Consider the following 22,520-nt stretch of genomic DNA (forward strand, 5'->3'; position numbering starts at 1 on the left):
GATTCACTCCCTGGAATTGGATGGCGCGTGGATGAGATGCGGCCGCTTTGCGCCAGGTGGCAGCCTCAATGGATCGGGTGCGTAGGCAAGACGCCGTGCACGGACATATTCGAGCACAAGTGCGGCGACAGCCGCGCATTGAGCCCAACTCGCCAGCCGGAAAATCGCCTCTGCGTTCAGAAGAATTGCGCCGGCGCCGATGACGACGGCGGAATAGAAGATCACGAACCAGGCCTTCGCGGCGTGCTCATCGACAAGGTCCTGGACCCTGGGAACCTGGTGCTTCCCCATGATTGCGCCATAGGTTTCGAGCCAGGTCAGGAAAGGGATGATCTTGTAGAGCTGCGCCAATCCGAGGCCGGAAAGCCATCCAAGGCCGAGCACGTAGAAGGCCGCCACGGCCAGCCGCGGGTTGCCGTCGACAATGAGACCATAGGAAAGCAGCACCAGGCCCGACGGCAGAAAGACCAACGACACGAGGCCGGCAATGGAATTCAGTTCGAGCACCTTGCGCCGTCGCGCCTTGATCATCTGCCAGACGTCGCGACAATAGAATGCCGCCACGACGAGGCTCAGACCGAGTGCCGAAACCGTGGCGGCGTTCGACACATTCAGGTCGACGACAGCCAGTGCCAGCGCCGAACAAAGCGCGATCAAGGCGCCGACCGCCAGCAGCGTGATGGTCTTTCCGGACCCCTTGCCCTCCGGGGAGAGCATGAACATGGCAAACAGACGGTAGCTCACGCCAATGGCGGTGAGCGTCATCCAGCCGAGCAGTCCGGAGGTCGCATGAAAGGGCACTATAGTGGACAGGCGTTCGACCCAAAATGGCCACTCCACCATGCCGGAGAGCAGGCCTGAGAAAGCCGCACCCAGGATGATCGTCATCGCCAGGGCGACCAGCCCAAAGAGGACGAGAATGCCGGAAACATCGAAGGCCTTCTCCGAGACGATCGCCGCCGCCGCCATCAGGATCACGCATCCGAAACCGAATGTAAGCAGCAGCGCACCGATCGGCATGACGACGATGTCGACGTCGAGATGTCCCCCGAGGCTGAGAAAGCCGGTTTCGAGCATGGCGAGGCCGCACGAAATGGCAAGCAGCGCCGGCAGCGCAAGGCACGCCATCCGCAGCCGGGTCGCGGCCAGAACCGGAACGAACTGCAGCAGCGCCCCGCTGAACAGAAGTCCGAGCCATCCCACCGTCACCAGATGAACGATGACAAGCGTGTCCGGCGCCTCAGCCGTCGCCAATGGAATGCCGAAGCCGGAGCCCAGCAGCAGGAGCGCGCTCGCAAGGCAGACGAGGGACGTTGCGAAATAGGCCATCGTCCAGCGTGAGATCGACGCTCCCGGCATCGCCGCCTCCGTCAGTTCCCGCAGCAGCAGTCGCAGCCAGTGCTCTCGGCACGGCTGATCTGCACCTGCCAGGTGTCAGGCCCCTGCTCCAGATAGAGCCAGCCGAATTCGTCGGCATATCTGGCTTCGATCTGATATCGGAGTGGCCGGGGATCATGGTCGCTGGTCACGCGCATCACAGCGCCCGGCGCGAGCGCCGTCAAGATGCCAAAGATGGCAGGATGACGCTGGCCCGGTGGAATCTGTCGAACGTCGATCTCGGGAATGTCCTGGGAATGCAGCATGTTGGCTCCTATAGGTTCGGTCTGCCCAGCAAGTGCGCCTGGCCTCCTGAACGTAGCTGCGACAGGCGGCCTCTACTTTGTCGGGGAGCAAAGATAGCCCGGAATTTCCGCCGCCGGATTGTCCCAGAGCAAAGTCTGCCTTTCAGAGCCCGCTATTTTCCGTGGGGAAGCAAAGGAGATCATGATGTCCGAGAGACTGGTCGCCACCTATGGCGACGCGCGCCTGCCGCGCTATACGAGCTATCCAACCGCGCCGAAATTCTCCGCAGACGTGGGCGCCTCGGACTATCGGGAATGGATCGGTTCGATCGGCCGGCAAACCACGTCGCTCTATCTGCACATCCCCTTCTGTCGGTCGATGTGCTGGTATTGCGGATGCCACACGATCATTACCGAACGCGACCGGCCCATCCTCGACTATCTGAATGTCCTCGACAGCGAGATCGAGCTCGTCTCGCGCGCAGCCGCTTCGCCGCTCGACGTGCGTGAAATTCATTTCGGTGGCGGGACGCCGACGATCATCAAGCCGGAGGAATTTGTCGCGCTCATGCAGCAGCTTCGGGCTTCGTTCGACGTCAGGCAGAACGCGAATGTGTCGGTGGAAATCGACCCGAGAACGCTTGCGGATGACATGGCCAACGCTTTGGGAATGTCGGGAGTGACGCGCGCCAGCCTCGGCGTTCAAAGCTTCGATCCGGTCGTGCAGAAGGCGATCAACCGCGTCCAGTCGGAGGAGACGACGGAACGGGCCGTCGATCGTCTCCGGCACAACGGCATCGATCGGATCAATTTCGATCTCATCTACGGGCTCCCGCACCAGACGGTCGAGAGCTGCATCGAAACCGTGCAGATGTCGCTGGCGATGCGGCCCGACCGCTTTTCCGTTTTCGGATATGCCCATATCCCCTCGTTCAAAAAGCATCAGCGACTGATCGACGAGGAGGCACTGCCTGGCGCGGCAGCCCGGAATGAACAAGCGGAAGCCATCGCCAAGGCGCTCGTTTCAGCCGGCTACCGGCAGATCGGCCTGGATCATTTCGCGCTCCCCGGCGATGACCTGACGCAGGCCGCCGATAGCGGCAAACTGCGCCGGAATTTCCAAGGCTACACCACGGATCAATGCGACAATCTCCTGGGATTCGGCGCGTCGGCCATCGGCCGCATCAATGGCGGTTATGTCCAGAACCAGGTGCCGCCTGGCCTCTATTCAAGCCAGATTTCATCGGGCTCGTTGGCGACAGCCAAAGGCTATCGGCTGACGGCGGAAGACAGATTGCGCGCCGATGTCATCGAGCGCCTGATGTGCGACTTCGCGGCCGACGTCTCCACGATCTCCCTGGTGCATGGTTTTCCGCCCGAATTCCTTCTGGAAAGCAATGCACGCCTCAGCGCCATGGTCGCTGACGGGATCGTGGAGATCGAGAATGGCGTGGTCAGGCTTGACGCCAAACAACGGTTCCTCGTCCGCGCCGTCGCCTCCACCTTCGACGCCTATATCGGAGAGACGGGACGGACGTTCAGCAAGGCGGCATGACCGCCCTCTCTGAGGAAGCGCGGTCGAAAAGTGATATCGTCTTCTGGGTAAGATCGATGCCCGTGCTGTTCCTTGAAGCCCGTTCCGGACAAGACCTAATGCGGCATGCCCATGTCGATCACGGCACCGTCCACCTTCGTGTTGGTGAAGCTGTTATAGGCCACGGTAATGCTCGAGAACCGACCCTCCCGGATCTCATAGAAAATCACGCCGCGATAATCGAAGAGCTCGCCCTGCTTTACCGGCCCGAACAGGGTATCGGCATCCGTCCGCGCGGTGAACCGCGTCCACATCTTCACCGCCAGCGACCTCTCGTCGCTGACAAAACCCTGCACGTTCAGCCTTTCGGAGAAATGCGGCCAGATCAGCTTTTCGTAGTGATGCCGCATGCCCTCGATACCGCTGAATTCCAGCGCGCCGTTCAGCATTTTCATGTCGGCTGCGAGATATTCGTCAAACGCCGTCGGGTCCTCTGCGTTGAACCGGCGGATATAGTCCTCGAAGCGCGCGCTCTGCATTTGTCGTTTCCCATCGTCCGGATCAATTGCCGGCGATCATTTCGCCAAGCCGCGCGAAGCCCGGTATGTGGATCGACGTGCCGCCATCGACGACGATCATCTGCCCGGTAATGTAGCGCGCCTCGTCGGAAGCGAGGAAGGCGACCGCATGGGCGATGTCCATGGGATCGCCGAGATAGGGCGTCAGCGTCTCCTCCTCGACGATTTGCCTGAGCCGCGGCGGCAGGTCTTCGAGCGCCGCCCTGGAGCCGGTGAGGCCCGGCAGGACCGAGTTGCAGCGGATGCCGCGCTTGCCATGCGAGGTCGCGATCGAGCGCGTCATCTGCAGGATCGCCGCCTTCGAGGCGCTGTAGGCCGCCTGGATGACATTGCCCTGCAGCGCCAGGTTGGAGGCGGTGTTGATGATCGACCCGGACTGCTGGCCTTCCATGATCTTGAGAGCATGGCGGCAGCAGAGCATGGTGCCGCGCACATTGACGGCAAACGTGCGATCCCAGAGCTCGGTGGACATCGAAGCGATGTCATGGTCCTGCCGGATAATGTCGGGGCCAAGCAGCGCGGCATTGTTGTCGAGTATGTCAAGCCGGCCATAGCGTTCCACGGTCGCGGCGAAGAGCGCTGCGATTTCATCCTCGCTGGCCAAATCGACTTTGACGGCCAGTGCATCCGGCAGCGCCGCCGCCATGGCTTCTGCCCGTTCCCGGTCGATGTCAGCGACGACCACGCGCGCACCACGCTCGGCCATGACCCCGCAGGTCGCCGAACCGATGCCGCCCGCACCGCCGGTAACGATCGCCACGCGCCCTTCAAGAGACTTCGTCATTTGTTTCTCCCTCGCAGTGTGCCGCAAGGCCCTCCGCAAATCACATCACGCGCCGCACCGACAGCCAGTCCATGCCGAGCCGGTCACGCAGGATCGGCCAGAGGCCGCGCGGCGCATAGAGCATGGTCGCCACCGCCACCACGCCCATCGCCACCAGATACCAGGTGCCGCTGAGCGGCAGGACGACGGTCAGCAATTGCCGCAGGCCGAAATAGATGAATGTCCCGAGAATCGGGCCTTCCAATGTACCGATCCCGCCGACAACCACGACAAAGGTCATGATCACGGTCCATTCCGGCGACAGCGCATTGCCGGGCTGGACGACGAGGCCGCTGAGCAGGCTGAGCCCCCCTGCCGCCGCACAGCCGGCGGCGGACAGCACATAGGCAAGCAGCCGGTTGGGCCAGACGTCGATGCCGATCGCAGCGGCAGCGCGCTCATTGTCGCGCAGGCACATGAAGGCGAGACCCGGTTTGGAGCGCAGCAGCCACAGGCTGCCCAGCACCGCCGCCAGCACCATGATCGCTCCGATCACGAACATCTGCGACTCGAACAGAGCAAAATCGATCACCGACATATCGGTGAGCGAAACACCGGTAATGCCGCCGAGCGCGTCCGTCTTCTGCACGGCGATCGACACCATTTCCGCCAGCACCCAGCTGGCAATGGCGAAATAAGCGTCACGCAGCCGGAACAACATCGGTGCAATCAAGGCCGCCGCCGCACCGCCGAACAGGAAGGCGGCAATCAGCCCCAGATAGGGATGCAGGCCGGTGGCATTGGCGAAGAGGTAGAGCACATAACCGCCGGCGCCGAAATACATCTGGTGGCCCAGCGACATCAGCCCGGCATAGCCGGCCAGCAGGTTCCACATCGAGGCAATGATGATGACCACGAACATCTCGGTCATGAGATGCAGATTACCATCGCTCATCAGCATCGGACCGAGAGCCATGAAGACGAGGAAGAGCGCGAACGGAATGGCGCGCAAGGTCAGCGCATTCATGCTTTAGCTCCGAAAAGCCCGTTCGGGCGCAGAATGAGGAAGAAGAAGAACAGCAGATGGGCATAGAGCAGACCCGAATTCGCATCGAACTGGAAGCTCATCAATTGCACGACACCCAGAAGCACGCCGGCAATCAGCGCGCCCCAGAACGAGCCGAGCCCGCCGAGCACCACGACTTCGAAGGCGATCAGGATGCGGTCGACGCCCGACGTCGCGGAAAACGAGGTGCGCAGGGCAAGCAGCACACCGGCTACGGCAGCCATGACGAAGGCGATGCCCATGACGAGTGCATAGACGCGGGTCGGGTTGACCCCCATCAGCCGCACGATGTCCGGATTATCCGCCGTCGCCCGGATGGTCTTTCCGAAGGTGGTGTGTTTGATGAGATATTGCAGCAGGCCGAACAGGGCGACCGAGATGGCAAGCGTGATCAGCGGCAGAAGACCGATATGCACGCTGCCGATGGCGAAGGAAGCCTGGGCGATCGGACCGGCATTGATCGCCATCGGGTTTGACCCGAACTCCGCCAGCATCAGGTTGCGGATGATGATCGACACGCCGAACGTCACCAGCATCGGCGCGAGCATATCACCGCTCTTGACCACCTTGTTGAGCAAAAGAAGCTGGAACAGATAGCCGACGACGAAGGCAATGATCGCCACCGGAATGATTGCCACGAGCGCATTGAGACCAGGAAAGGCGGAGAGGATCGAGGAGGCGAGCAGGGCTGCGCCGACGATGAATTCGCCATGCGCGACATTGATCACCCGCATCACGCCGAAAACGAGCGCGAGGCCGAGGCCGAGGATACCGTAGAGGCCGCCAAGCAGGATGCCGTTGATGAGCGTTTCGAGATAGATCATGCCGTCAATCCCCGAAATAGGCCGACGTCAGCCGCTCGATATCCACCGAGCCCGACTGTTGCTGGAGCGTGACCTGGCCTTTGAGCAGGCACAGAAGCCGATCGCTAACGGCAAGGGCGCGGTTGATGTCCTGTTCCACCACGATCAGCGACATGCCTTCGGCGCGGATGGTCTTGAAGGATTCGTAGATCTGCCCGACCACGACCGGCGCCAGGCCGAGCGAAATCTCGTCGCACAGCATCACCCGCGGATTGGACAATAGCGCCCGGCCGATGGCGACCATCTGCTGCTGGCCGCCGGACAGCGTCACCGCCATCTGCGCGCGCCGCTCGGCAAGGATCGGAAAGAGTTCGTAGACACGGGGCAACGTCCAGGCGCCGGAACGCCTGGTGAGCGCACCCATGGTCAGGTTTTCCTCGACGGTCAGCGAGGCGAACAGCATGCGCCCTTCCGGCACCATGGCGATGCCGGCCCGGGCAATGCGCTCGGCGGGATTGCCGGCAATATCGGTCCCCTCATAGCGAATCCGGCCGCGGATATTGCGGTTGAGCCCCGTCAGGCAGCGCAGGATGGTCGATTTTCCCGCGCCATTGGCGCCGACCAAAGCTAGGCATTCCTTTTCGGCCAAAACCAGCGATACGCCGAACAAGGCCTGCATGTCGCCATAGAAGGCTTGGAGGTCTTCCACTTCAATGAGAGCCATCGACCGCGAGCCCCATATAGATTTCCTTGACGATTGCGCTCGACATCACATCCTCAGGCTGGCCCTCGAGCAGCTTGCGGCCGAAATGAAGGACAGCGATCCGGTCCGCCACGGATTTGAGCGCATGGGCAATGTGCTCGATCCAGATGATCGCATGGTCCTTCTTCAGTTCGGCTATGGTCTGCACCAGCCTGTCTACTTCGCGCTCGGTCAGCCCGGCGCCGATTTCATCCAGCATCAGCAATTTGGCGCCGACGGCGAGCGCTTTGGCGAGTTCCAGGCGCTTGCGGTTGAGCAATGTCAGTGAACCCGCCTGCTTGTTGCCCATCTCGGCGAGGCCGGTCCGGTCGAGCACATCGCGTGCCACGTCGCGCGCCCGTTTGGCCGAAAGCCGCGCGCCGAAACTGGCGGCCGAATAGACATTCTCATAAACCGAGAGCCCGTTGAACGGCTGCGGGATCTGGAAGGCGCGGCCGATACCCCGATGCACCCGCTTATGCGCCGGGAGGCGGGTAATATCCTGCCCATCGAGGAAAACCGAGCCGCTGTCCGGCTCAAGGCTTCCCGAAATCAGCGAAAACAGCGAACTCTTGCCGGCACCATTGGGGCCGATCACGCCGGTGCATTCGCCGACATCGATCTTGAGATCGACGTGATCGGCAACCACGATCGCGCCAAAACTCTTGTTGAGATCCCTGACTTCCAGAAGCGCCAAAACCGCACCTTATCGTTTTCATCGGACCCCGCCGCATCGACAAATGTCGACACGCATCGGTTCAGCCGGGAAAGCCGGGCGAATTTTCGCGCCCGGCCATCTATCATGGATCAGAACGCCAGCGGCTGCAGCTTGCTTTCGACGGCAAGCGCCGGATTGGTGGAATTATCGACCACTTTGAGATCGAACGGGAACTTGCCGCCATTCGTCTTCTGCCACTGACCGGCGGCAATATGCGTCAGGCCGATATTCTTGAGCGGCGAGCCTTTGAAGTCCACCTTGCCGACGACGGTGTCGACGGTCAGCGCCGCAATCGCATCGCGAACCGCCTTCTTGTCCTTCGGGTCGGACGCAGACTTGAGCGCGGCCAGTCCCACTTCCAGCAGCGCGTGGTCGTAGCCGAGCGGCTGGGTCCACTGGTTACCGGTCGCAGCCGTATAGGCATCGCCGATTTCACGGGCACTCTGACCGGTCAGCGACGACTTGTAGGGGAAGGATGGCGTCCACCAGACTTCCGTCGACATGCCATTGCCGCGGTCGCCGAGATTGCCGACCGAAGACGGGAAGAGCAGACCGGCGGCAATCGTGCAGATCTTCGGCTTGAAGCCGACCTGGATTGCCTGGTTCCAGAAGGTGGCAAGATGGTTTTCGAAAGCATGACCGGCGACAATCTCGACCCCGGCCTCTTTGAAGGCGGCGATCTGGGTGGAGAAATCGTCCGTATCCATGCGGAACAGGCCGCTGTCGATCACGTCATAGCCAGCCGCCTTGAAAGCGGGCGGGAAGCCGTGCGTGGGATCATGCATTGCCCGGCCGCCGTCATTGTCGGCATAGAGCGTGCCGACCTTCTTGTTGGTCGGCAGCGTATCCCACATCTTGGCATAGGCGACGCCAAGCTCGTCAGCGCCCCAGAAGAAGTGGAAGGTGAACGGAAAACCCTTTTCCGCATTGTATTTGCGCTGGAAGGCCCAGCCCTGCCAGGGACCCTGGGAGGATATCTGCGGCACGCCGCGCGCATCGGCCAGATTGGCGATCGCCGTGCCGCCCTCGGCATCGGAAACCAGGATGATATCGGGCTGATCGTTGAGGATCAGCTCATTGCCCACCTGCAGCGAGCGCGTCGGACTGGACTGGTTGTCCTTGACGATGATCTCGACGGCATAGGTCTTGCCGTTGATTTTCACCCCATCCTTGAGCGCCGTTTTCACCGCCTCGATCGTGTGAGTGGTCGAAGCGCCGAAAGAAGCACGAATACCGGAAAGCGGCACGACAAAGCCGATGCGCAGCGTATCATCGGCAGCGAGCGCCGGGCGCAAAGCCGGCATGGAAAGCGCGGTCGTGGCCGCTGCGAGCTTGCCGGCGCCGCGCAGCATGTCGCGCCGCTTGAGTTTGGCGCCCACCATGGATGTAAGAAGATCGTCGTTCATAAGAACCTCCCAAGGTAATCGTGACGATGTCCGCTGCCGCAAGATCTCACGGAACGCTTCAGGCCCTCCCCCTTAAGCATTCGGTCTTGCGTTCGATCGGTACTTGTTTATACACTCAACCAATTACGGTAAAGACGGTAAATCCGGATCGCTCCATCGGTTTCATCGATACATCGAGGAGATCGATCGCCGAAGCGCTCCATGTCCGGATATGCCGCCGAACGAAGCGGAGACCTGCCGATGAAGGACATGAGGAGAAGCGCCGGGAAACGGAGCGGCCCAAGCCCGAACACACGCGCCAACGGGGACCAGACCCGCGAAAAGATCATCAATGCCGCCGAAATCCTGTTCGGCAATCAATCGTTCGACACGGTCTCGCTGCGTGACATCACTGATGCCGCGGGCGTGACGCTGGCGCTCGCCAGCTATCACTTCAAGACCAAGGAAAATCTGTTCTCGGCGATTGTGGCGCGGCGGGCGGAAATTCTCAACCAGACGCGCCGCGACCGGCTTACCGCGCTCGATACGAGCGGCAATGTGTCGCTCGAAAGCCTGCTCGACGCCTTCATGCATCCCCTTTTCGAGCAGATGCAGAGCGACGACGAAGGCTGGCAGGCCTATCTGCTGCTGCTCGCCAAGCTCGGCGCCCATGAACGCTGGCTGGGCCATATCAGGGAGAATTTCGACGAGACCGCCAATCTCTTCGTCACCCGCATGCGCGCGCTCCTTCCGGACATGGGCGAAGAGGAATTGATGCGCGGCTTTTCCTTCATCCTGGTGCTGATGTTGCAGACCGTTTCCAAGAACCGCCGCGTCGATGCGCTGTCAGACGGACGGTATTCGAGTTCCGATCTCGACACATCCTATCGGCTGCTGCTGAAATTCTGTCTGGCGGGGCTGAATGCGTTGCGGGATTGACAAGCATCAGGCGACGAACTCGGCCCTTGCTTTGGCAATCACCGGCTCGTTTTCCTTGATCCAGCGGATCATGTCCTCCAGCCTGTCGGCCAACTGCCGGCCCAACGGCGTCAGGGAATAGGTGACCGCTGGCGGCACGCTGGGGAAGACCGAGCGTCCCACCAGTCCATCTCTTTCCAGCGCCCTGAGCCTGAGCGTCAGCATGCGCTGCGATATCGCCTTCTCGGCCGAAACCACCGCGATGATCCGGCGCAAAGCTGCGTGCCGGTAGCTGCCGGTGGCGAGCACGGCCAAGAGCAGTGCACTCCAGCGGTCGCCGAGCCGGGCCATGATTTCGCGCACCGGATCGTTGCGCTCATGCGCGGCCGCGGCGATATCATCAGCAAGTGCAGTGAGTGCGGCGGCATCGAAGGCGGGATCCGTCTTCTTCAAATGCGCGACAAGGTCTTTCAGCGGGTCTGCCGACATGGGGCTCCGGGCGAGGCTGGCAATCGGTGCGGCGGATCGATGCCGGATTGACGGTCGATCCGCGCCAACAATAAGCCATGCCGCGGGAAAGAAAAGCGTGCCCGCGTTCACCCGCATCCGTAACGAAAAGCCCTATTCGGGGAAATCCCGCCGGCCGAGGATCTCTATCAGGCTTCCCCAGGGATCGGTGATGAAGAAGGCAGTGGCCGGCGTCATGCCGTCACGCAAGTTCGGGTCGGCTTCCTCGCGCATGGGCGTGCCCACACCGCGCGCCACGCCGGCGATCCGTGCGCCTGCCCCATGGAGCTTTTCCAGCGCCGCCTGCACGTCATCGACGGCAAAGCAGAAATGCTTCATGCCCTGGACCTGCAGGTCGGTATTGGGCCGTAGGCGGCCGGCAGGTGTCGGCTCGGAACCGGCAATCTCGAAAATCTCGATCCGCATCGCGCCTTTGCGGACGAACGCGCCGCGCGCCTTGATATGGGCGATCTCGAAGCTGAATTCCGGTTCGAAACCAAACATCGCGCGCCACCATTCGATCGCCGCATCGCGGTCGCCGACGCTGATGCAGAAGTGATGCGGAACGATAGTGTCCAGAAGTGGCGCTTGCATGATGATCCTCTTGACATAAATTAGTTGGTTGACCAATTAAATAATTGCGGAAATCGCGCCGGTCAATGTCGATCCTCATCTCGGTACGCCATATGCCTATCGAAGGGATCGATGAACGAGGGGCCATCGATCCGCGAAGCGCTGGGAGGACGCGATGCGGTTCAAGGGACTCGATCTCAATCTGCTGGTGACGCTCGATTGCCTGCTCACCGAGCGCAATGTTTCGCGCGCGGCCGATAAATTGTGTCTGAGCCAATCGGCGACGTCGGGCGCGCTGACGCGGCTGAGAGAATATTTCAACGATGAGCTCCTCGTGCAGCTCGGCCGCAGCATGGTGATGACGCCGCGCGCAGCCGAACTGCTGCCGGCCGTACGCAATGTGCTGCTGCAGGTCGAAGGCACGATCATCAAGCGCCCGGAATTCGATCCGCTGACCGCCAAGCGCGAGATCCGTATCGTCGCTTCCGATTACATGGTGATCGCCGCGCTCGCCGATATCCTGCGGACGATCAAGCAGAGGGCGCCCGACCTGAGCTTTGTGCTGATCTCGCCGGGCGAAGACCCACGCGGCATGCTGGAGCGCGGCGAAGTCGAATTCCTGGCCATGCCGGATGTCTACCTCTCGCCGGATCATCCGAGCGCGCATCTGTTTTCCGATGACTATCGGGCAGTCGTCTGGTCAAGCAATGCGCATATCCAGGGCGACGGCATCTCGCTCGCGGACTTCCTCAGAATGCGGCATGTGACGGTGAGCTACACGCTGACCGGGCCGAGCTTCGAAGGCTGGTTCATCGAGCGCTTCGGCAACGACCGGCTGGTGGAGGTTTCCACCTCATCCTATTCAACCGTGCCCTTCCTGATCGTCGGCACCGAGCGCATCGCGCTCATGCACCGGCGGCTCGCAGAAGTGTTTTCGCAGATGATGCCGCTCAAGCTGCTCAAGCCGCCGGTCGAAATCCCGCAAATCCATGAGACATTGCAATGGCATGTCTATAACGACAGCGACGAGTGCCTGATCTGGCTGCGCGGCCAGTTCATCGAACTGATCGCGGCCCATCTCGGCAGCCCGATCGGCACTGCGGCAACCGATCCGCAGGACCGATAGTTTCGCGGCGGGTTACATCGGATTGCGCCCGACAAAGAACTCCCGGAACGGCTCCATGCTCGGCTGCAGCTGCGCATCGATCAGCCCCTTGCGCAGGGCCAGCATTTGCTGGTCATGAATGCGCTGCGTCGGCATCCTGAGTGGTCCGCCGTTATAGCCCTGCAGCCATCCCTGGAATTTCCAGACATAACGGTTGATGAAGTGGCCGCCGTGCATCTGCTGCGCCACTTGCGTCTTGACCTTGCGCGCCGGGTGAAGCTGCCAATAGATGCGGGTCGCCTCATCGAATTCGCCGGCCCGCAGGTGATTGAAGACCCTGGGGATCATCGGACCGTAATATTCGTGGTCGCTGGTCGCGGAAAGCTGGATCGGCATGAGCTGTGCGAGCGGGATGAGCTCGCCCTCGATCGGCATCGAGATCACCACTTCCTTGCCGAACAGGCGGTCGCATTCGATCACGCTCTGGATGCCAGGAAAACCGCCTTCGGCCTTGATCGCCGCAATATTGGGGCAATCATCGATCAGCCGGCGGATCACCGATACGGGGATGTCGGAGGGGTGGATGCGGGTCGCAAATCCCCAGAGGAACATCGGGAAAAGCATGACCGCGAGATTGGTCGCGTCACACAGAGCCTTGGTATAATGATAGATATCGTCTTCACTCTCGGGATAGAAGGCCGGAGGATAGGAAAGAAGCACGAATTCGGCGCCGGCGGCCTCCGCGCCCTTGAGCGCCTCGATATTCTGCTCCAGCGTGTTCCAGCTGGCGTGATGCACGATAACCAGCCTGTCGCCGGCTTCGTCCTTCATGATGCGCAGGAATTCGAGATATTCCGGCAAGGTGATTGCGACCTCGGAAACCCCCAACGACCCCATGAAGCCGTGTTCAATGGCCAGACGGGTGTCGTGCCGGATCGCCTTTTCGTTCAGGCGGGTGAGATCGTTGGAAAAGGACGGGATCGTGCAGTTGATGACACCGACCAGCTTTTCGCGCGCCCATTGGCGCGCCTCATGCCGCTTATAACCAGCCATATCGTTTCCCCTTCAAGCCGCTTCACCTGCGCCTTCCCAGGCGAGGTATTTGAGTTCCAGAAATTCCTCGATGCCGTAGATCGAGCCTTCGCGGCCGATACCGGACTGTTTCACGCCGCCGAAGGGCGCCACTTCATTGGAGATCAGGCCGGTATTGATGCCGACCATGCCCGCTTCGATCGCCGCAGCAACGCGCCAGATCCGCGCTGCATCCCGGGAGAAGAGATAGGCGGCGAGACCGAACTCGGTGTCGTTGGCAAGGGCTATGGCCTCTTCCTCCGTCTCGAAGCGGACGATCGGCGCCACCGGCCCGAAGGTTTCCTCAATCGTGACCAGCATGCCGGAGGTCACGTCGGCAAGCACGGTCGGCTCGAAGAACAGTCCGCCGCGGGCATGCCGCCTGCCGCCGCCCACGACACGCGCACCCTTGGCCACGGCATCCGCGATATGCGCCTCGACCTTGGTCAAGGCATTTTCGTCGATCAGCGGCCCCTGCTGCACATCTGGCTCGAAACCATCACCGACTTTCAGCTTCGCTACGCGCTCGGCCAGCATCTCGACGAAACGGTCGTAAACGCCGGCCTGGACATAGGCGCGGTTGGCGCTGATGCAGGCCTGGCCGGTATTGCGGTATTTGGTGGCGATCATGCCATCGACGGCCTGGTCCAGGTCGGCATCGTCGAAGACCAATAGCGGCGCATTGCCGCCCAGCTCCATCGATGCCTTCTTGATCGTCGCGGCCGATTGTTCGAGCAGCAAGCGGCCGACTTCGGTCGAGCCGGTGAAGGTGATCTTGCGCACGAGCGGATTGCCGGTGAGTTCCGGGCCGATGTCGCGGGCCTTGCCGAGGACGACGTTGAAGACGCCGGCCGGAATGCCCGCACGCTCGGCCAGTTCGGCAAGTGCCAGAGCCGTCAAAGGCGTCTGCTCGGCCGGCTTGACCACCATGGTGCAGCCGGCGGCGAGCGCCGGCGCTGCCTTGCGGGTGATCATTGCCGCCGGAAAATTCCACGGCGTGATCGCGGCGCACACACCGACAGGCTCCTTGAGCACGACAATCCGGCGCCCGGGCTCGGGTGCCGCCATGACATCGCCGCGAACGCGCTTGGCTTCTTCGGAAAACCATTCGACGAAGGAGGCCGCATAGGCCACCTCCCCTATGGCTTCACGAAGCGGCTTGCCTTCCTCCAGCACGATGATCCGTGCCAGGTCCTCGGAATGGGCGGTGATCAGCTCGTACCACTTGCGCAGCAGGATGGCGCGCTGTTTGCCTGTCAATTTTCGCCATTTGCCATAGGCGACGTGGGCGGTGTCGATCGCAGCGGAAACCTGGTCCCGGCTCAATCGCGGCAGGTCTGTCAGCTTGGCACCGGTCGAGGGGTTGAAGAGCGCATAGCCTCCGCCGTCGCCTGCATTCAGCCATTGCCCGTTCACATAGGCCGCGGTCTTCCACAGGCTGGGATCTGAGAGAACAGAGGGTGTAGGAATAAGATCGGACATCGTCATTTCAGCACCGGCCTGATCGTTTGGGAAAGAGGCGTTCCGATGCCGAGCGCCTTGGCGCGCGCCAGGCACATGGCTGCAACCGAAATATCCTGCAATGCTGCACCGACCGATTTATAGAGTAGGATCTCGTCATCCGCCTGCCGGCCCGGTCTGCGTCCGCCGATCAGATCGGCAAGCGCGATCAGCTTGCCGTGAAATTCGACGCCGGCCTGCTTGGCCGCCCGCATGTCGCCGGTATCTTCGCCGACTTCAGCCGGCATGTCGGCGACGATGAGGCTGGCGCGGGAAATCGTCAGAGGATCGACCTCCCTCTGCTCCGGAAGCGTCGAGCCGATCGAGGCGATGGTCATTCCGTGCGACAGCCACTCGCCCTGGAAAAGCGGTACTTCACCACGCGAACGCGCGGCACAGAGCAGGACATCGGGCGCCGCTTCCACAACCGCCTGGGCGGAATAGAAATCGGCAATATCAAAGCCTGACGCCGACATGTCGCGCACGAAGCTGCTACGGCTCTCGGCGCGGGGGCTGAAAACCTTTACCGTTCCTATGTCACGGGTGGCGGCGAGCGCCTGCAGATGGTTGCGCGCCTCAAATCCGGTGCCGAGCACGCCGACATCGATCCTGCCCGGTCGGGTCAATGCATCGACGGCGAGTGCGGTGGTCGCGGCCGTCCGATAGCCAGTGATCAGATTGCCGTCGATCAACGCCACGAGCTCGACCGTCGACTGGTCGAACAGCGGAATCACGTAGCTGGCTCGACCTTGACGGTGGTTCGCGGCAATCAGTTTCGCGCCCATGACGCTGCCGTCGGGCGCAACGCCGGAAAGCGTGCGAAGCCAGAGGCCGTCGCCCCTGGCCATCGTTYGCGGCGGAAACATGGCGTCGCCGATCGTCTCTCCATAGGCGGCCTTCAATGCCGCAATCGCGTCTTTCCAGGAGAAGACACGCTCCACGTCTTCGCTGCCCAGGAACAATGTCGGGCTGGTGAGGTCTGCAACGGCCGGCAAGGCACACTCCTTATATCAATCAATTTCTCGATTACTGTCTATTTAATTTTTATATTGATGCATGTCAATACTAATGTTGATTGATGTTGAATTCTCTCCTAGCGCCCATTACAAAAGCATTGGATGATCCGGAGTGGACAATGCCCGAGCCGAATGACGACCTTTCCCGCTTGCGCGCCTATATCGATGAGAGGATTGCGCGCGGCGATCTGCAATTGCCGCCGGAGCCCAAGCTCGCCGAGGAACTGGCCGTCACGCGGGGCCGCGTCCGGACGCTGCTGAAACGGCTGGAGGAGGAAGGGGCGATCTGGCGGCATGTCGGCAAGGGCACATTCGTCGGCCAGCGCGCCCTGGACGTGGCATCGCCGGAATGGCTCGACGATATCAGCCTCGGCGACATCATGGATGCGCGCAAGGCGCTCGAACCCCAGCTTGCCGCACAGGCGGCAATCGCCGCGCGCCCAGCTGACATACAGGCGCTCGAGCGCTGCCTCGCGGAAATGACGGAGGCATCATCCTATCCGCAATGGAAACGGTTGGATGAACGCCTCCACCGGCTGATTGCCGAGGCGACGCGCAACAGCCTGCTGCTCCTGCTCTATGACACGCTCAGGACGCAGGGCCGCGCCAGCCTCGATGCCCGGCTGAACGAAGTATTCGCCAGCCAAAGCGCACCATCCGAGACTGACAAGCAGCATTCGGCTATTGTTGCGGCAATCAAGTCGGGAGATCCGGACCGGGCGGAGAAGGAGATGCGCACGCATCTGATCAAGGTGCGGGAACGATTGTTCGGCATTCGGTAGCGCTAAAGAAAACAAGGATTTAAAGACTGGGTATGTGCTGATGCCGATCGATGGATGAGGAGCCGGCGATCCGTCAAACCGTTGGGAGGATGCCGTGCGGTTCAAGGGACTTGATCTCAATCTTCTGGTGACGCTCGATTGCCTGCTCACCGAGCGCAATGTTTCGCGCGCGGCCGATAAATTGTGTCTAAGCCAATCGGCGACATCGGGCGCGCTGACGCGGCTGAGGGAATATTTCAACGATGAGCTCCTCGTGCAGCTTGGCCGCAGCATGGTGATGACACCGCGTGCTGCCGAACTGCTGCCGGCCGTGCGCAACGTCTTGCTGCAGGTCGAAGGCACGATCATCCAGCGGCCGGACTTCGATCCGCGAACCACCAAGCGCGAAATCCGCATCATTGCCTCCGATTTCATGATCATCGCCGCACTTTCGGAAGCGCTCCGCGCCATAGAGCGCAAAGCGCCCGACCTGAGCTTCGTACTGATCTCGCCGGGCGAAGACCCGCGCGGCATGCTAGAGCGTGGTGAAGTCGAATTCCTGGCCATGCCGGATATTTACCTCTCGCCGGATCATCCGACCGCGCATCTGTTCTCGGATGACTACCGCGCCGTCGTCTGGTCGGGCAACGAGCAGGTCCAGGGCGACAGCATTGCGCTGGCGGATTTCCTCAAGATGAGGCATGTCACCGTCAGCTTCACCCAGGCGATGCCGACCTTCGAGGATTGGTTCATCGAGCGCTTCGGCACCGACCGGCTGGTGGAAGTGTCCACCTCCTCCTTCTCGACCGTGCCCTTCCTGATCGTCGGCACCCAGCGTGTCGCGCTGATGCAACGGCGGTTGGCTGAAACCTTTGCCGGGATGATGCCGCTCAAGCTGCTCAGGCCGCCGGTGGAAATCCCGCATATTCATGAGACGCTGCAATGGCACGTCTATAACGACAGCGACGAATGCCTGATCTGGCTGCGCGGCCAGTTGATCGAGCTGCTCTCGGCCAATTCGGGCAGGCCGGCCGCGCCCGGAACGATCCATCCGCGGGACCGATAGATTCTATCTCGGAAATCCATTTTTCCGAAGGGATGGCTGCGGCTAAGACGGTATCGGTCAGGGAGGAAGCCGATGAGCCAGGTAGCGCAGATCCCGTTCATATTGGGGATGTTCACCGTCAGCGGCAGCCCGGCCTTTCCGGCTCTGGTGTTGGACGACGAGGCGGCGATTTCGATCGAGGCGGTCGCGCCGCTCGCCGCGCGGCTCGGCATGGCCTTGACCGGTCGCGAGTCGATTTATGGCCTGCTGCAGAATTGGGAACACAATTTCGTCGCCCTTTCGGCAACCGTGATCGCGCTCGACGATGCCGCAGCCGGCAAATATTTCCGTAGTGCACTGACGGCGGTGGAGTTCCTGACGCCTTGCGCGCCGATCGAGGCACCACGCCAGATTCTTTGCGAGCTCACCGGCATCGGCATGTCGAAGGAGCCGAGATTCACGACAAAACTCGCCTCCACCGTGGTTGGCCCCAAAGCCAAGATCCATCTGCCCAAGCGCCCCGGCAAGGTGGTCGCCGAAGCCAGGATCGGCGCTGTCATCGGCCAGCCTGCCTATCTTTGTGACGCCGACGAGGCTGCCGCGGCGATCGCCGGTTACGTCACCGTGACCGATGTGACCATGCTTGACGCACGGCAGGAGGCCTGGCTGGAGGGCAAGTCGCAGCCCTCCTTCCTGCCGACCGGTCCCTATTTCGTGCCGCGCGCCTTTGCCGGCGATATCGCGGCGGCGGACATCAACATCGCCGTCAACGGCGAGAAGTCCTTTCCGGCGCGGTTCGGCGACCGGGCTGAGACAATCGAAGCGAGCCTCGCGCGGCTGAGCCAGGATTTCCAGCTGTTTCCGGGCGACATCCTCTGCTGCGGCGTCGACAGCGGGCCACTCCTGAACGACCTGCCCGCCCTCGGCGATGGCGACATCATCGAAACTGCCGTGAACGGACTTGGCCAGCAGACGCTCAATGCCATGCGCACCAGCGACGCAGTCAAAGGCTGATCGAGGAGACGAATATGGATTACACACCCAATGTCATCGCCGCCTGGTCGGGAACGCGTGTCGTCGGCAAGAATGCCGTCGTCACCGGTGCGGGCCGCGGCATTGGCAAGGGCATTGCGCTGATGCTTGCCGCCCAGGGTGCGCGCGTGCTCGCCTGCGACATCAATGCACAGGCACTCGAACAGCTCAAGTCGGAGGCCAAAGCGGCTGGCCTGCCGGAGATTTTCACCACGGCCTCGGACCTGACCTCCGAAGACGGCGCCGCTCAGCTGAGCGGCGCCGCAAGCCAACATCTCGGCGACGTACAGGTGCTCGTCAATGCGGCGGCCATCGTCGTCTTCGCCTGGATCGAGGACATGAGTTTCGCCGACTGGCGCAAGACGATTTCGGGCGAACTCGACACCGTCTTCCTCGTCACGCGCGCCATCTGGCCGATGATGAAGGCAAAGGGCGGCTCGATCATCAATTTCTCCTCCGCCAATGCCCATGTGGCGCTCGACACCTCGCCTGCCCTCGCCCATTGCGCCGGCAAGGGCGGCGTGCTGGCCATGACCCGGCAGATGGCGATGGAAGGCGGCAAGCTCAATATTCGCGCCAATTCAATCGCTCCCGGCTTCATCCTGACGGAGGAAACGGAGCGCCATCTCGGCAACGAGGGGATGATGAAGGCGGTCTGGAGCAAGATGATGCTGGCCCAGCTCGGCACGCCCGAGGATACCGGCTGGCTGGCCGTCTACCTTGCTTCCAACGAATCCCGCTATGTCACCGGCGCCGATCTTTCCATCGATGGCGGCGCCACAAGCTGGTGAGATGCATCGGCGGCATCGATAAATCCTATCTCGGCAATCCATTTTTCAGATTGTTTGGTCGGCTGTATAAGTAAACGAAATGGAGGAAATCGGCGGCAAAGCGTTCGCGGATGTCGACGATTTCGCGGGCGCACCAGCACAGACAGGGAGGCCACATGGCTATCACGGGCATTGAAACGCTGCTTTTCGGCGTCGAGGACTTGGAGAAGAGCACCCGGTTCTTCGACGATTTCGGCCTCGTGCAGAAGGGCGCCGACGAACACCAGACCCATTACCGGCTCGACGAAGGCTCCAACGTCATCCTGCGCTCTATCGACGATCCGAGCGTGCCGACGTCGATCTATCAGGGCAAGGGCGTCAAGAAGGTGACCTGGGGTGTCGACAGCCAGGAGAGCCTGGACGAACTGGCGGAGAAGCTGGCGAAAAACCAGGAAATCCGTCGCGACAATGACGGCACCGTGCATTTCATCGCCGGCGCCGGCCTGCCCTCGGCGCTGAAGGTCTTTACCCGCAAGAAGGTGACCTACGCGCCGGACCCGATCAACGCACCCGGCCATATCAATCGCCTGAACACCCAGCGCAAGTGGAAGACGCGCGCCCGGCCCAAGACCATCACCCATACAGTCTTTGCCGTGCCCAATCCGCGCGAGGAATATGAGTGGTATCGCGACAACCTGAATTTCCGCATGTCGGAGGAACAGATCGGCATGGGTTTCTATCTCCGCTGCGACGGCGCCAACGAGCACCACAACCTGTTTCTGATCGACATGAAGTTCCCGGCTCTGCCAGGACATCCGATCTATCATCACACCAATTTCGGTGTCGAAGACATCGACGAACTGATGATCGGCACCAATTACATGACGCGCAGGGGCTGGAATACCGGACCGCTCGGCAGCGGCCGGCACCGCATCGCCTCGGCACTGTTCTCCTATCTGGAATGCCCCGCCGGCGGAGAGGCCGAATATGGCGCCGACAGCGACTATCTCGACGACAATTGGATTCCGCGGGAATGGAACCGGGTATTCGGCACTTATTCCTGGATGCACAAGATCCCGGCCTTTCTCGGCGAAGCGCAGAAATGGGAATTCCGCCTGCATCCGAAATTCGTGCCGCAGAACGACAGCAAGGGCAGCGCCGGCTGGTCTGAATAGAGCGCAACGAACGATCGGAACGGACATGTCCGGGCCGGGGAGCGGCCGGGGCAGCGAGGGGGAGTGTGTCGCATGAACAATCAGCCGCTGGTGCGGAAAGTCCTGGTCGTCGGTGGCGGCGTCGGCGGCATGGCCGCCGCGATCCGGCTGCGCGAGGCGGGAACCGAGGTCGATCTGGTCGATATCGACCCCAACTGGGGCGTCTACGGCACGGGCATCACCCTATCCGTGCTGACGCTCAGGGCGCTTTGCGACCTCGGGCTCGCCGCCGAGGTGATGGCCGAAGGCAATTGCTATGACGGCTTCACGCTCTGCGGCCAGGATGGCGACATCCTGCGGCAGATTGAGTCGCCACGGCTCTATTCCCCCGACGTGCCGGCGGAAGGCGGCATTCTCCGGCCTGCCCTGCACGCGATCATGAAACGCCGGGTCCTGGCGGCCGGCGCCAATGTCCGTACGGGCGTGACGATCTCGAACCTGTCGCAGGACGCTGACGGTGTGGACGCCGCTTTTACCGATGGTACGAGCGGTCGCTACGATCTCGTTATCGGCGCCGACGGCCTGTTCTCCAAAGTGCGCGATGCAATCTTGCCGGACGCTCCGAAGCCGCATTTCACCGGGCAGGCCTGCTGGAGGGCGCTGTTCGACATCCCCGAGGGCTGGACCTGCGGCCGCATGTTCCTCAGTGAGAAGATCAAGCTCGGCTTCACGCTCTGCTCGCCGGACAAGATGTATCTCTATCTGCTGGAACACGTGCCGGACAATCCCTGGCGGGAGAAGGACGAGCTGCCTGGACTACTGCGGGGTTTGATGGCCAATTTCGGCGGCGAGGCTGCAAGGCTGAGGGAAACGATCAAGGCCGACACGCCGATCGTCTACCGGCCGCTCGAAAGCGTCTTGTTGACGGACACGTGGAGCCGCGGCCGGGTCGTGCTGCTCGGCGACGCGGCCCATGCGACGACACCACATCTGGCTTCGGGTGCAGGTGCTGCTGTGGAAGATGCGATCGTGCTTGCCGATGAGCTCAGTGCGGCAGAATCCGTCGACGAGGCGCTTGCCAATTTCAACCGCCGACGCATTCCGCGCGCTTCGCTCGTGGTCAACAATTCACTGAAGATCGGCGAACTGGAAATGCATGGCGGCTCGATGCAGGAACAGGCAGCGCTGATGGGCGCCTCGATGCAGGCGATCGCCGAACCTTATCGCTGAGGGAAATTCGGTTCGCAAAAGCAATCGGCTATATGGGGGTAGAACAAGGTCCGTTCCCGCAGACACGCTACTTCTATTAAGGCTTCGCCCCATGACTTTCAGCCCAAAGCCATCCGCCCGATGATGGCGAGGCGCGACCGTGTTTTCGGCGGGGCTATTGGAACTCGCCGGGCGAATGGATGGCGACGTCGAACCTGCGGACCTCCGCGCATTTGGGAAGCATTTAGACGACAACTCTTGCGCGTTAAGCGTGATGGCTTGACAATCTCACGCTGAAATGGAGTGCAAACATTAAACGGACACGCCAACACGGCGGCCTCACAACTTTAGCGGCTGTACAATAGGAAGACTTTGAGATTATCTATTGGAAACAGAGGTTATTAGTAAGCGCCGTCTCCGCCCCATTGGATTGGCTATATTTTGAGGCTTGCTGCGTGTGCGAGAAGGTTTCCAGGACTAACTGGAGATTTGCATGGCAGAAGATGGATTTGTGGGTCGCTACGAAGTTGTCGAGCCGCGCCGGGGAAATCGGCGTTGGCCGGATGACGTTAAGGCTCGGATTGTAGCGGAAAGCTTTCAGCCCGGTGTTCGTGTTGTTGATGTTGCGCGTCGTCATGACGTTATAGC

General features: G+C 61.5%; 24 protein-coding genes. 10 read left to right on the top strand and 14 right to left on the bottom strand.

All coding sequences use genetic code 11. The features are described from left to right. Nucleotides 1–3 precede the first annotated feature (3 nt). Together AC1D06_RS18205 and AC1D06_RS18210 are read right to left on the bottom strand one after the other, a co-directional pair. Nucleotides 4–1,359 (bottom strand): hypothetical protein, encoded by a 1,356-nt coding sequence (locus tag AC1D06_RS18205; protein ID WP_477987335.1) that lies wholly within the window; start codon nt 1,357–1,359, stop codon nt 4–6. Nucleotides 1,360–1,370: 11 nt separating this feature from the next. Beyond that, nucleotides 1,371–1,643: a DUF2249 domain-containing protein gene (locus AC1D06_RS18210; protein ID WP_477987336.1), complete on the bottom strand. Its 273-nt coding sequence runs from the start codon at nt 1,641–1,643 to the stop codon at nt 1,371–1,373. Nucleotides 1,644–1,827: 184 nt separating this feature from the next. On the opposite strand from AC1D06_RS18210, the gene hemN reads away from it, so the two are divergent. After that, nucleotides 1,828–3,177, top strand: a complete 1,350-nt coding sequence (gene hemN / locus AC1D06_RS18215; protein WP_477987337.1) for an oxygen-independent coproporphyrinogen III oxidase — start codon at nt 1,828–1,830, stop codon at nt 3,175–3,177. A gap of 95 nt (nt 3,178–3,272) precedes the next feature. On the opposite strand, the gene AC1D06_RS18220 is transcribed toward hemN, so the two are convergent. The 7 genes from AC1D06_RS18220 to AC1D06_RS18250 form a co-directional block, all read right to left on the bottom strand. Next, nucleotides 3,273–3,695, bottom strand: coding sequence for a nuclear transport factor 2 family protein (locus AC1D06_RS18220; protein WP_477987338.1), 423 nt, complete (start codon nt 3,693–3,695; stop codon nt 3,273–3,275). 22 nt (nt 3,696–3,717) lie between these two features. Further along, nucleotides 3,718–4,518 (bottom strand): SDR family NAD(P)-dependent oxidoreductase, encoded by an 801-nt coding sequence (locus tag AC1D06_RS18225; RefSeq protein WP_477987339.1) that lies wholly within the window; start codon nt 4,516–4,518, stop codon nt 3,718–3,720. A 40-nt stretch (nt 4,519–4,558) separates the two neighbouring features. Further along, the gene (locus AC1D06_RS18230) at nt 4,559–5,524 is read right to left on the bottom strand and encodes a branched-chain amino acid ABC transporter permease (RefSeq protein ID WP_477881098.1); all 966 of its coding nucleotides are present in this window, start codon (nt 5,522–5,524) and stop codon (nt 4,559–4,561) included. Beyond that, nucleotides 5,521–6,387 (bottom strand): branched-chain amino acid ABC transporter permease, encoded by an 867-nt coding sequence (locus tag AC1D06_RS18235; protein ID WP_477987340.1) that lies wholly within the window; start codon nt 6,385–6,387, stop codon nt 5,521–5,523. Before AC1D06_RS18235 ends, AC1D06_RS18230 begins: the two co-directional genes overlap by 4 nt. Nucleotides 6,388–6,391: 4 nt before the next feature. Next, a complete protein-coding gene (locus AC1D06_RS18240; protein ID WP_477987341.1) occupies nt 6,392–7,090 on the bottom strand; it encodes an ABC transporter ATP-binding protein in 699 nt (232 codons plus the stop codon). After that, nucleotides 7,077–7,805, bottom strand: a complete 729-nt coding sequence (locus tag AC1D06_RS18245) for an ABC transporter ATP-binding protein (RefSeq protein ID WP_477987342.1) — start codon at nt 7,803–7,805, stop codon at nt 7,077–7,079. Before AC1D06_RS18245 ends, AC1D06_RS18240 begins: the two co-directional genes overlap by 14 nt. 110 nt (nt 7,806–7,915) lie before the next feature. Next, nucleotides 7,916–9,232: an ABC transporter substrate-binding protein gene (locus AC1D06_RS18250; RefSeq protein WP_477987343.1), complete on the bottom strand. Its 1,317-nt coding sequence runs from the start codon at nt 9,230–9,232 to the stop codon at nt 7,916–7,918. 201 nt (nt 9,233–9,433) lie between these two features. Between AC1D06_RS18250 and AC1D06_RS18255 the strand changes: the two genes are divergently transcribed. Further along, complete coding sequence (locus AC1D06_RS18255) at nt 9,434–10,150, top strand: TetR/AcrR family transcriptional regulator (protein WP_477987344.1); 717 nt, start codon at nt 9,434–9,436, stop codon at nt 10,148–10,150. Between the two features lie 6 nt (nt 10,151–10,156). On the opposite strand, the gene AC1D06_RS18260 is transcribed toward AC1D06_RS18255, so the two are convergent. Both AC1D06_RS18260 and AC1D06_RS18265 read right to left on the bottom strand, forming a co-directional pair. Further along, nucleotides 10,157–10,618, bottom strand: a complete 462-nt coding sequence (locus AC1D06_RS18260) for a winged helix-turn-helix transcriptional regulator (RefSeq protein ID WP_477881088.1) — start codon at nt 10,616–10,618, stop codon at nt 10,157–10,159. 132 nt (nt 10,619–10,750) lie between these two features. Then, nucleotides 10,751–11,230, bottom strand: coding sequence for a VOC family protein (locus tag AC1D06_RS18265; RefSeq protein ID WP_477881086.1), 480 nt, complete (start codon nt 11,228–11,230; stop codon nt 10,751–10,753). A 154-nt stretch (nt 11,231–11,384) separates the two neighbouring features. Here AC1D06_RS18265 and AC1D06_RS18270 point away from each other — a divergent pair, with 154 nt between their 5' ends. Continuing rightward, nucleotides 11,385–12,335, top strand: coding sequence for a LysR family transcriptional regulator (locus AC1D06_RS18270; protein ID WP_477881084.1), 951 nt, complete (start codon nt 11,385–11,387; stop codon nt 12,333–12,335). A 12-nt stretch (nt 12,336–12,347) separates the two neighbouring features. On the opposite strand, the gene AC1D06_RS18275 is transcribed toward AC1D06_RS18270, so the two are convergent. The 3 genes from AC1D06_RS18275 to AC1D06_RS18285 are packed head-to-tail and all read right to left on the bottom strand — an operon-like array spanning nt 12,348 to nt 15,880. Next, a complete protein-coding gene (locus tag AC1D06_RS18275; RefSeq protein ID WP_477881082.1) occupies nt 12,348–13,367 on the bottom strand; it encodes a dihydrodipicolinate synthase family protein in 1,020 nt (339 codons plus the stop codon). A gap of 12 nt (nt 13,368–13,379) precedes the next feature. Then, nucleotides 13,380–14,867 carry an NAD-dependent succinate-semialdehyde dehydrogenase gene (locus AC1D06_RS18280; protein WP_477881080.1) on the bottom strand — a complete coding sequence of 496 codons (1,488 nt, stop codon included), beginning with the start codon at nt 14,865–14,867 and terminating at the stop codon, nt 13,380–13,382. A gap of 2 nt (nt 14,868–14,869) precedes the next feature. Continuing rightward, complete coding sequence (locus AC1D06_RS18285) at nt 14,870–15,880, bottom strand: ornithine cyclodeaminase family protein (RefSeq protein ID WP_477987345.1); 1,011 nt, start codon at nt 15,878–15,880, stop codon at nt 14,870–14,872. A 140-nt stretch (nt 15,881–16,020) separates the two neighbouring features. Here AC1D06_RS18285 and AC1D06_RS18290 point away from each other — a divergent pair, with 140 nt between their 5' ends. The 7 genes from AC1D06_RS18290 to AC1D06_RS18320 form a co-directional block, all read left to right on the top strand. Then, complete coding sequence (locus tag AC1D06_RS18290) at nt 16,021–16,683, top strand: FadR/GntR family transcriptional regulator (protein WP_477987346.1); 663 nt, start codon at nt 16,021–16,023, stop codon at nt 16,681–16,683. Nucleotides 16,684–16,777: 94 nt separating this feature from the next. After that, nucleotides 16,778–17,728, top strand: a complete 951-nt coding sequence (locus AC1D06_RS18295; RefSeq protein ID WP_477987347.1) for a LysR family transcriptional regulator — start codon at nt 16,778–16,780, stop codon at nt 17,726–17,728. Between the two features lie 72 nt (nt 17,729–17,800). After that, nucleotides 17,801–18,721, top strand: a complete 921-nt coding sequence (locus AC1D06_RS18300; RefSeq protein ID WP_477987348.1) for a fumarylacetoacetate hydrolase family protein — start codon at nt 17,801–17,803, stop codon at nt 18,719–18,721. A 14-nt stretch (nt 18,722–18,735) separates the two neighbouring features. After that, on the top strand, nt 18,736–19,530 hold the full coding sequence (locus AC1D06_RS18305) for an SDR family NAD(P)-dependent oxidoreductase (protein ID WP_477987349.1): 795 nt from the start codon (nt 18,736–18,738) through the stop codon (nt 19,528–19,530). A 155-nt stretch (nt 19,531–19,685) separates the two neighbouring features. Further along, nucleotides 19,686–20,684: a hypothetical protein gene (locus AC1D06_RS18310; RefSeq protein ID WP_477987350.1), complete on the top strand. Its 999-nt coding sequence runs from the start codon at nt 19,686–19,688 to the stop codon at nt 20,682–20,684. A gap of 72 nt (nt 20,685–20,756) precedes the next feature. Continuing rightward, on the top strand, nt 20,757–21,893 hold the full coding sequence (locus AC1D06_RS18315; protein WP_477987352.1) for an FAD-dependent oxidoreductase: 1,137 nt from the start codon (nt 20,757–20,759) through the stop codon (nt 21,891–21,893). A 472-nt stretch (nt 21,894–22,365) separates the two neighbouring features. Then, on the top strand, nt 22,366–22,520 hold a 155-nt coding region (locus tag AC1D06_RS18320), incomplete at its 3' end, for a transposase (protein WP_477969758.1).

It is taken from the genome of Rhizobium sp. P2_G2 (genome assembly GCF_056403555.1).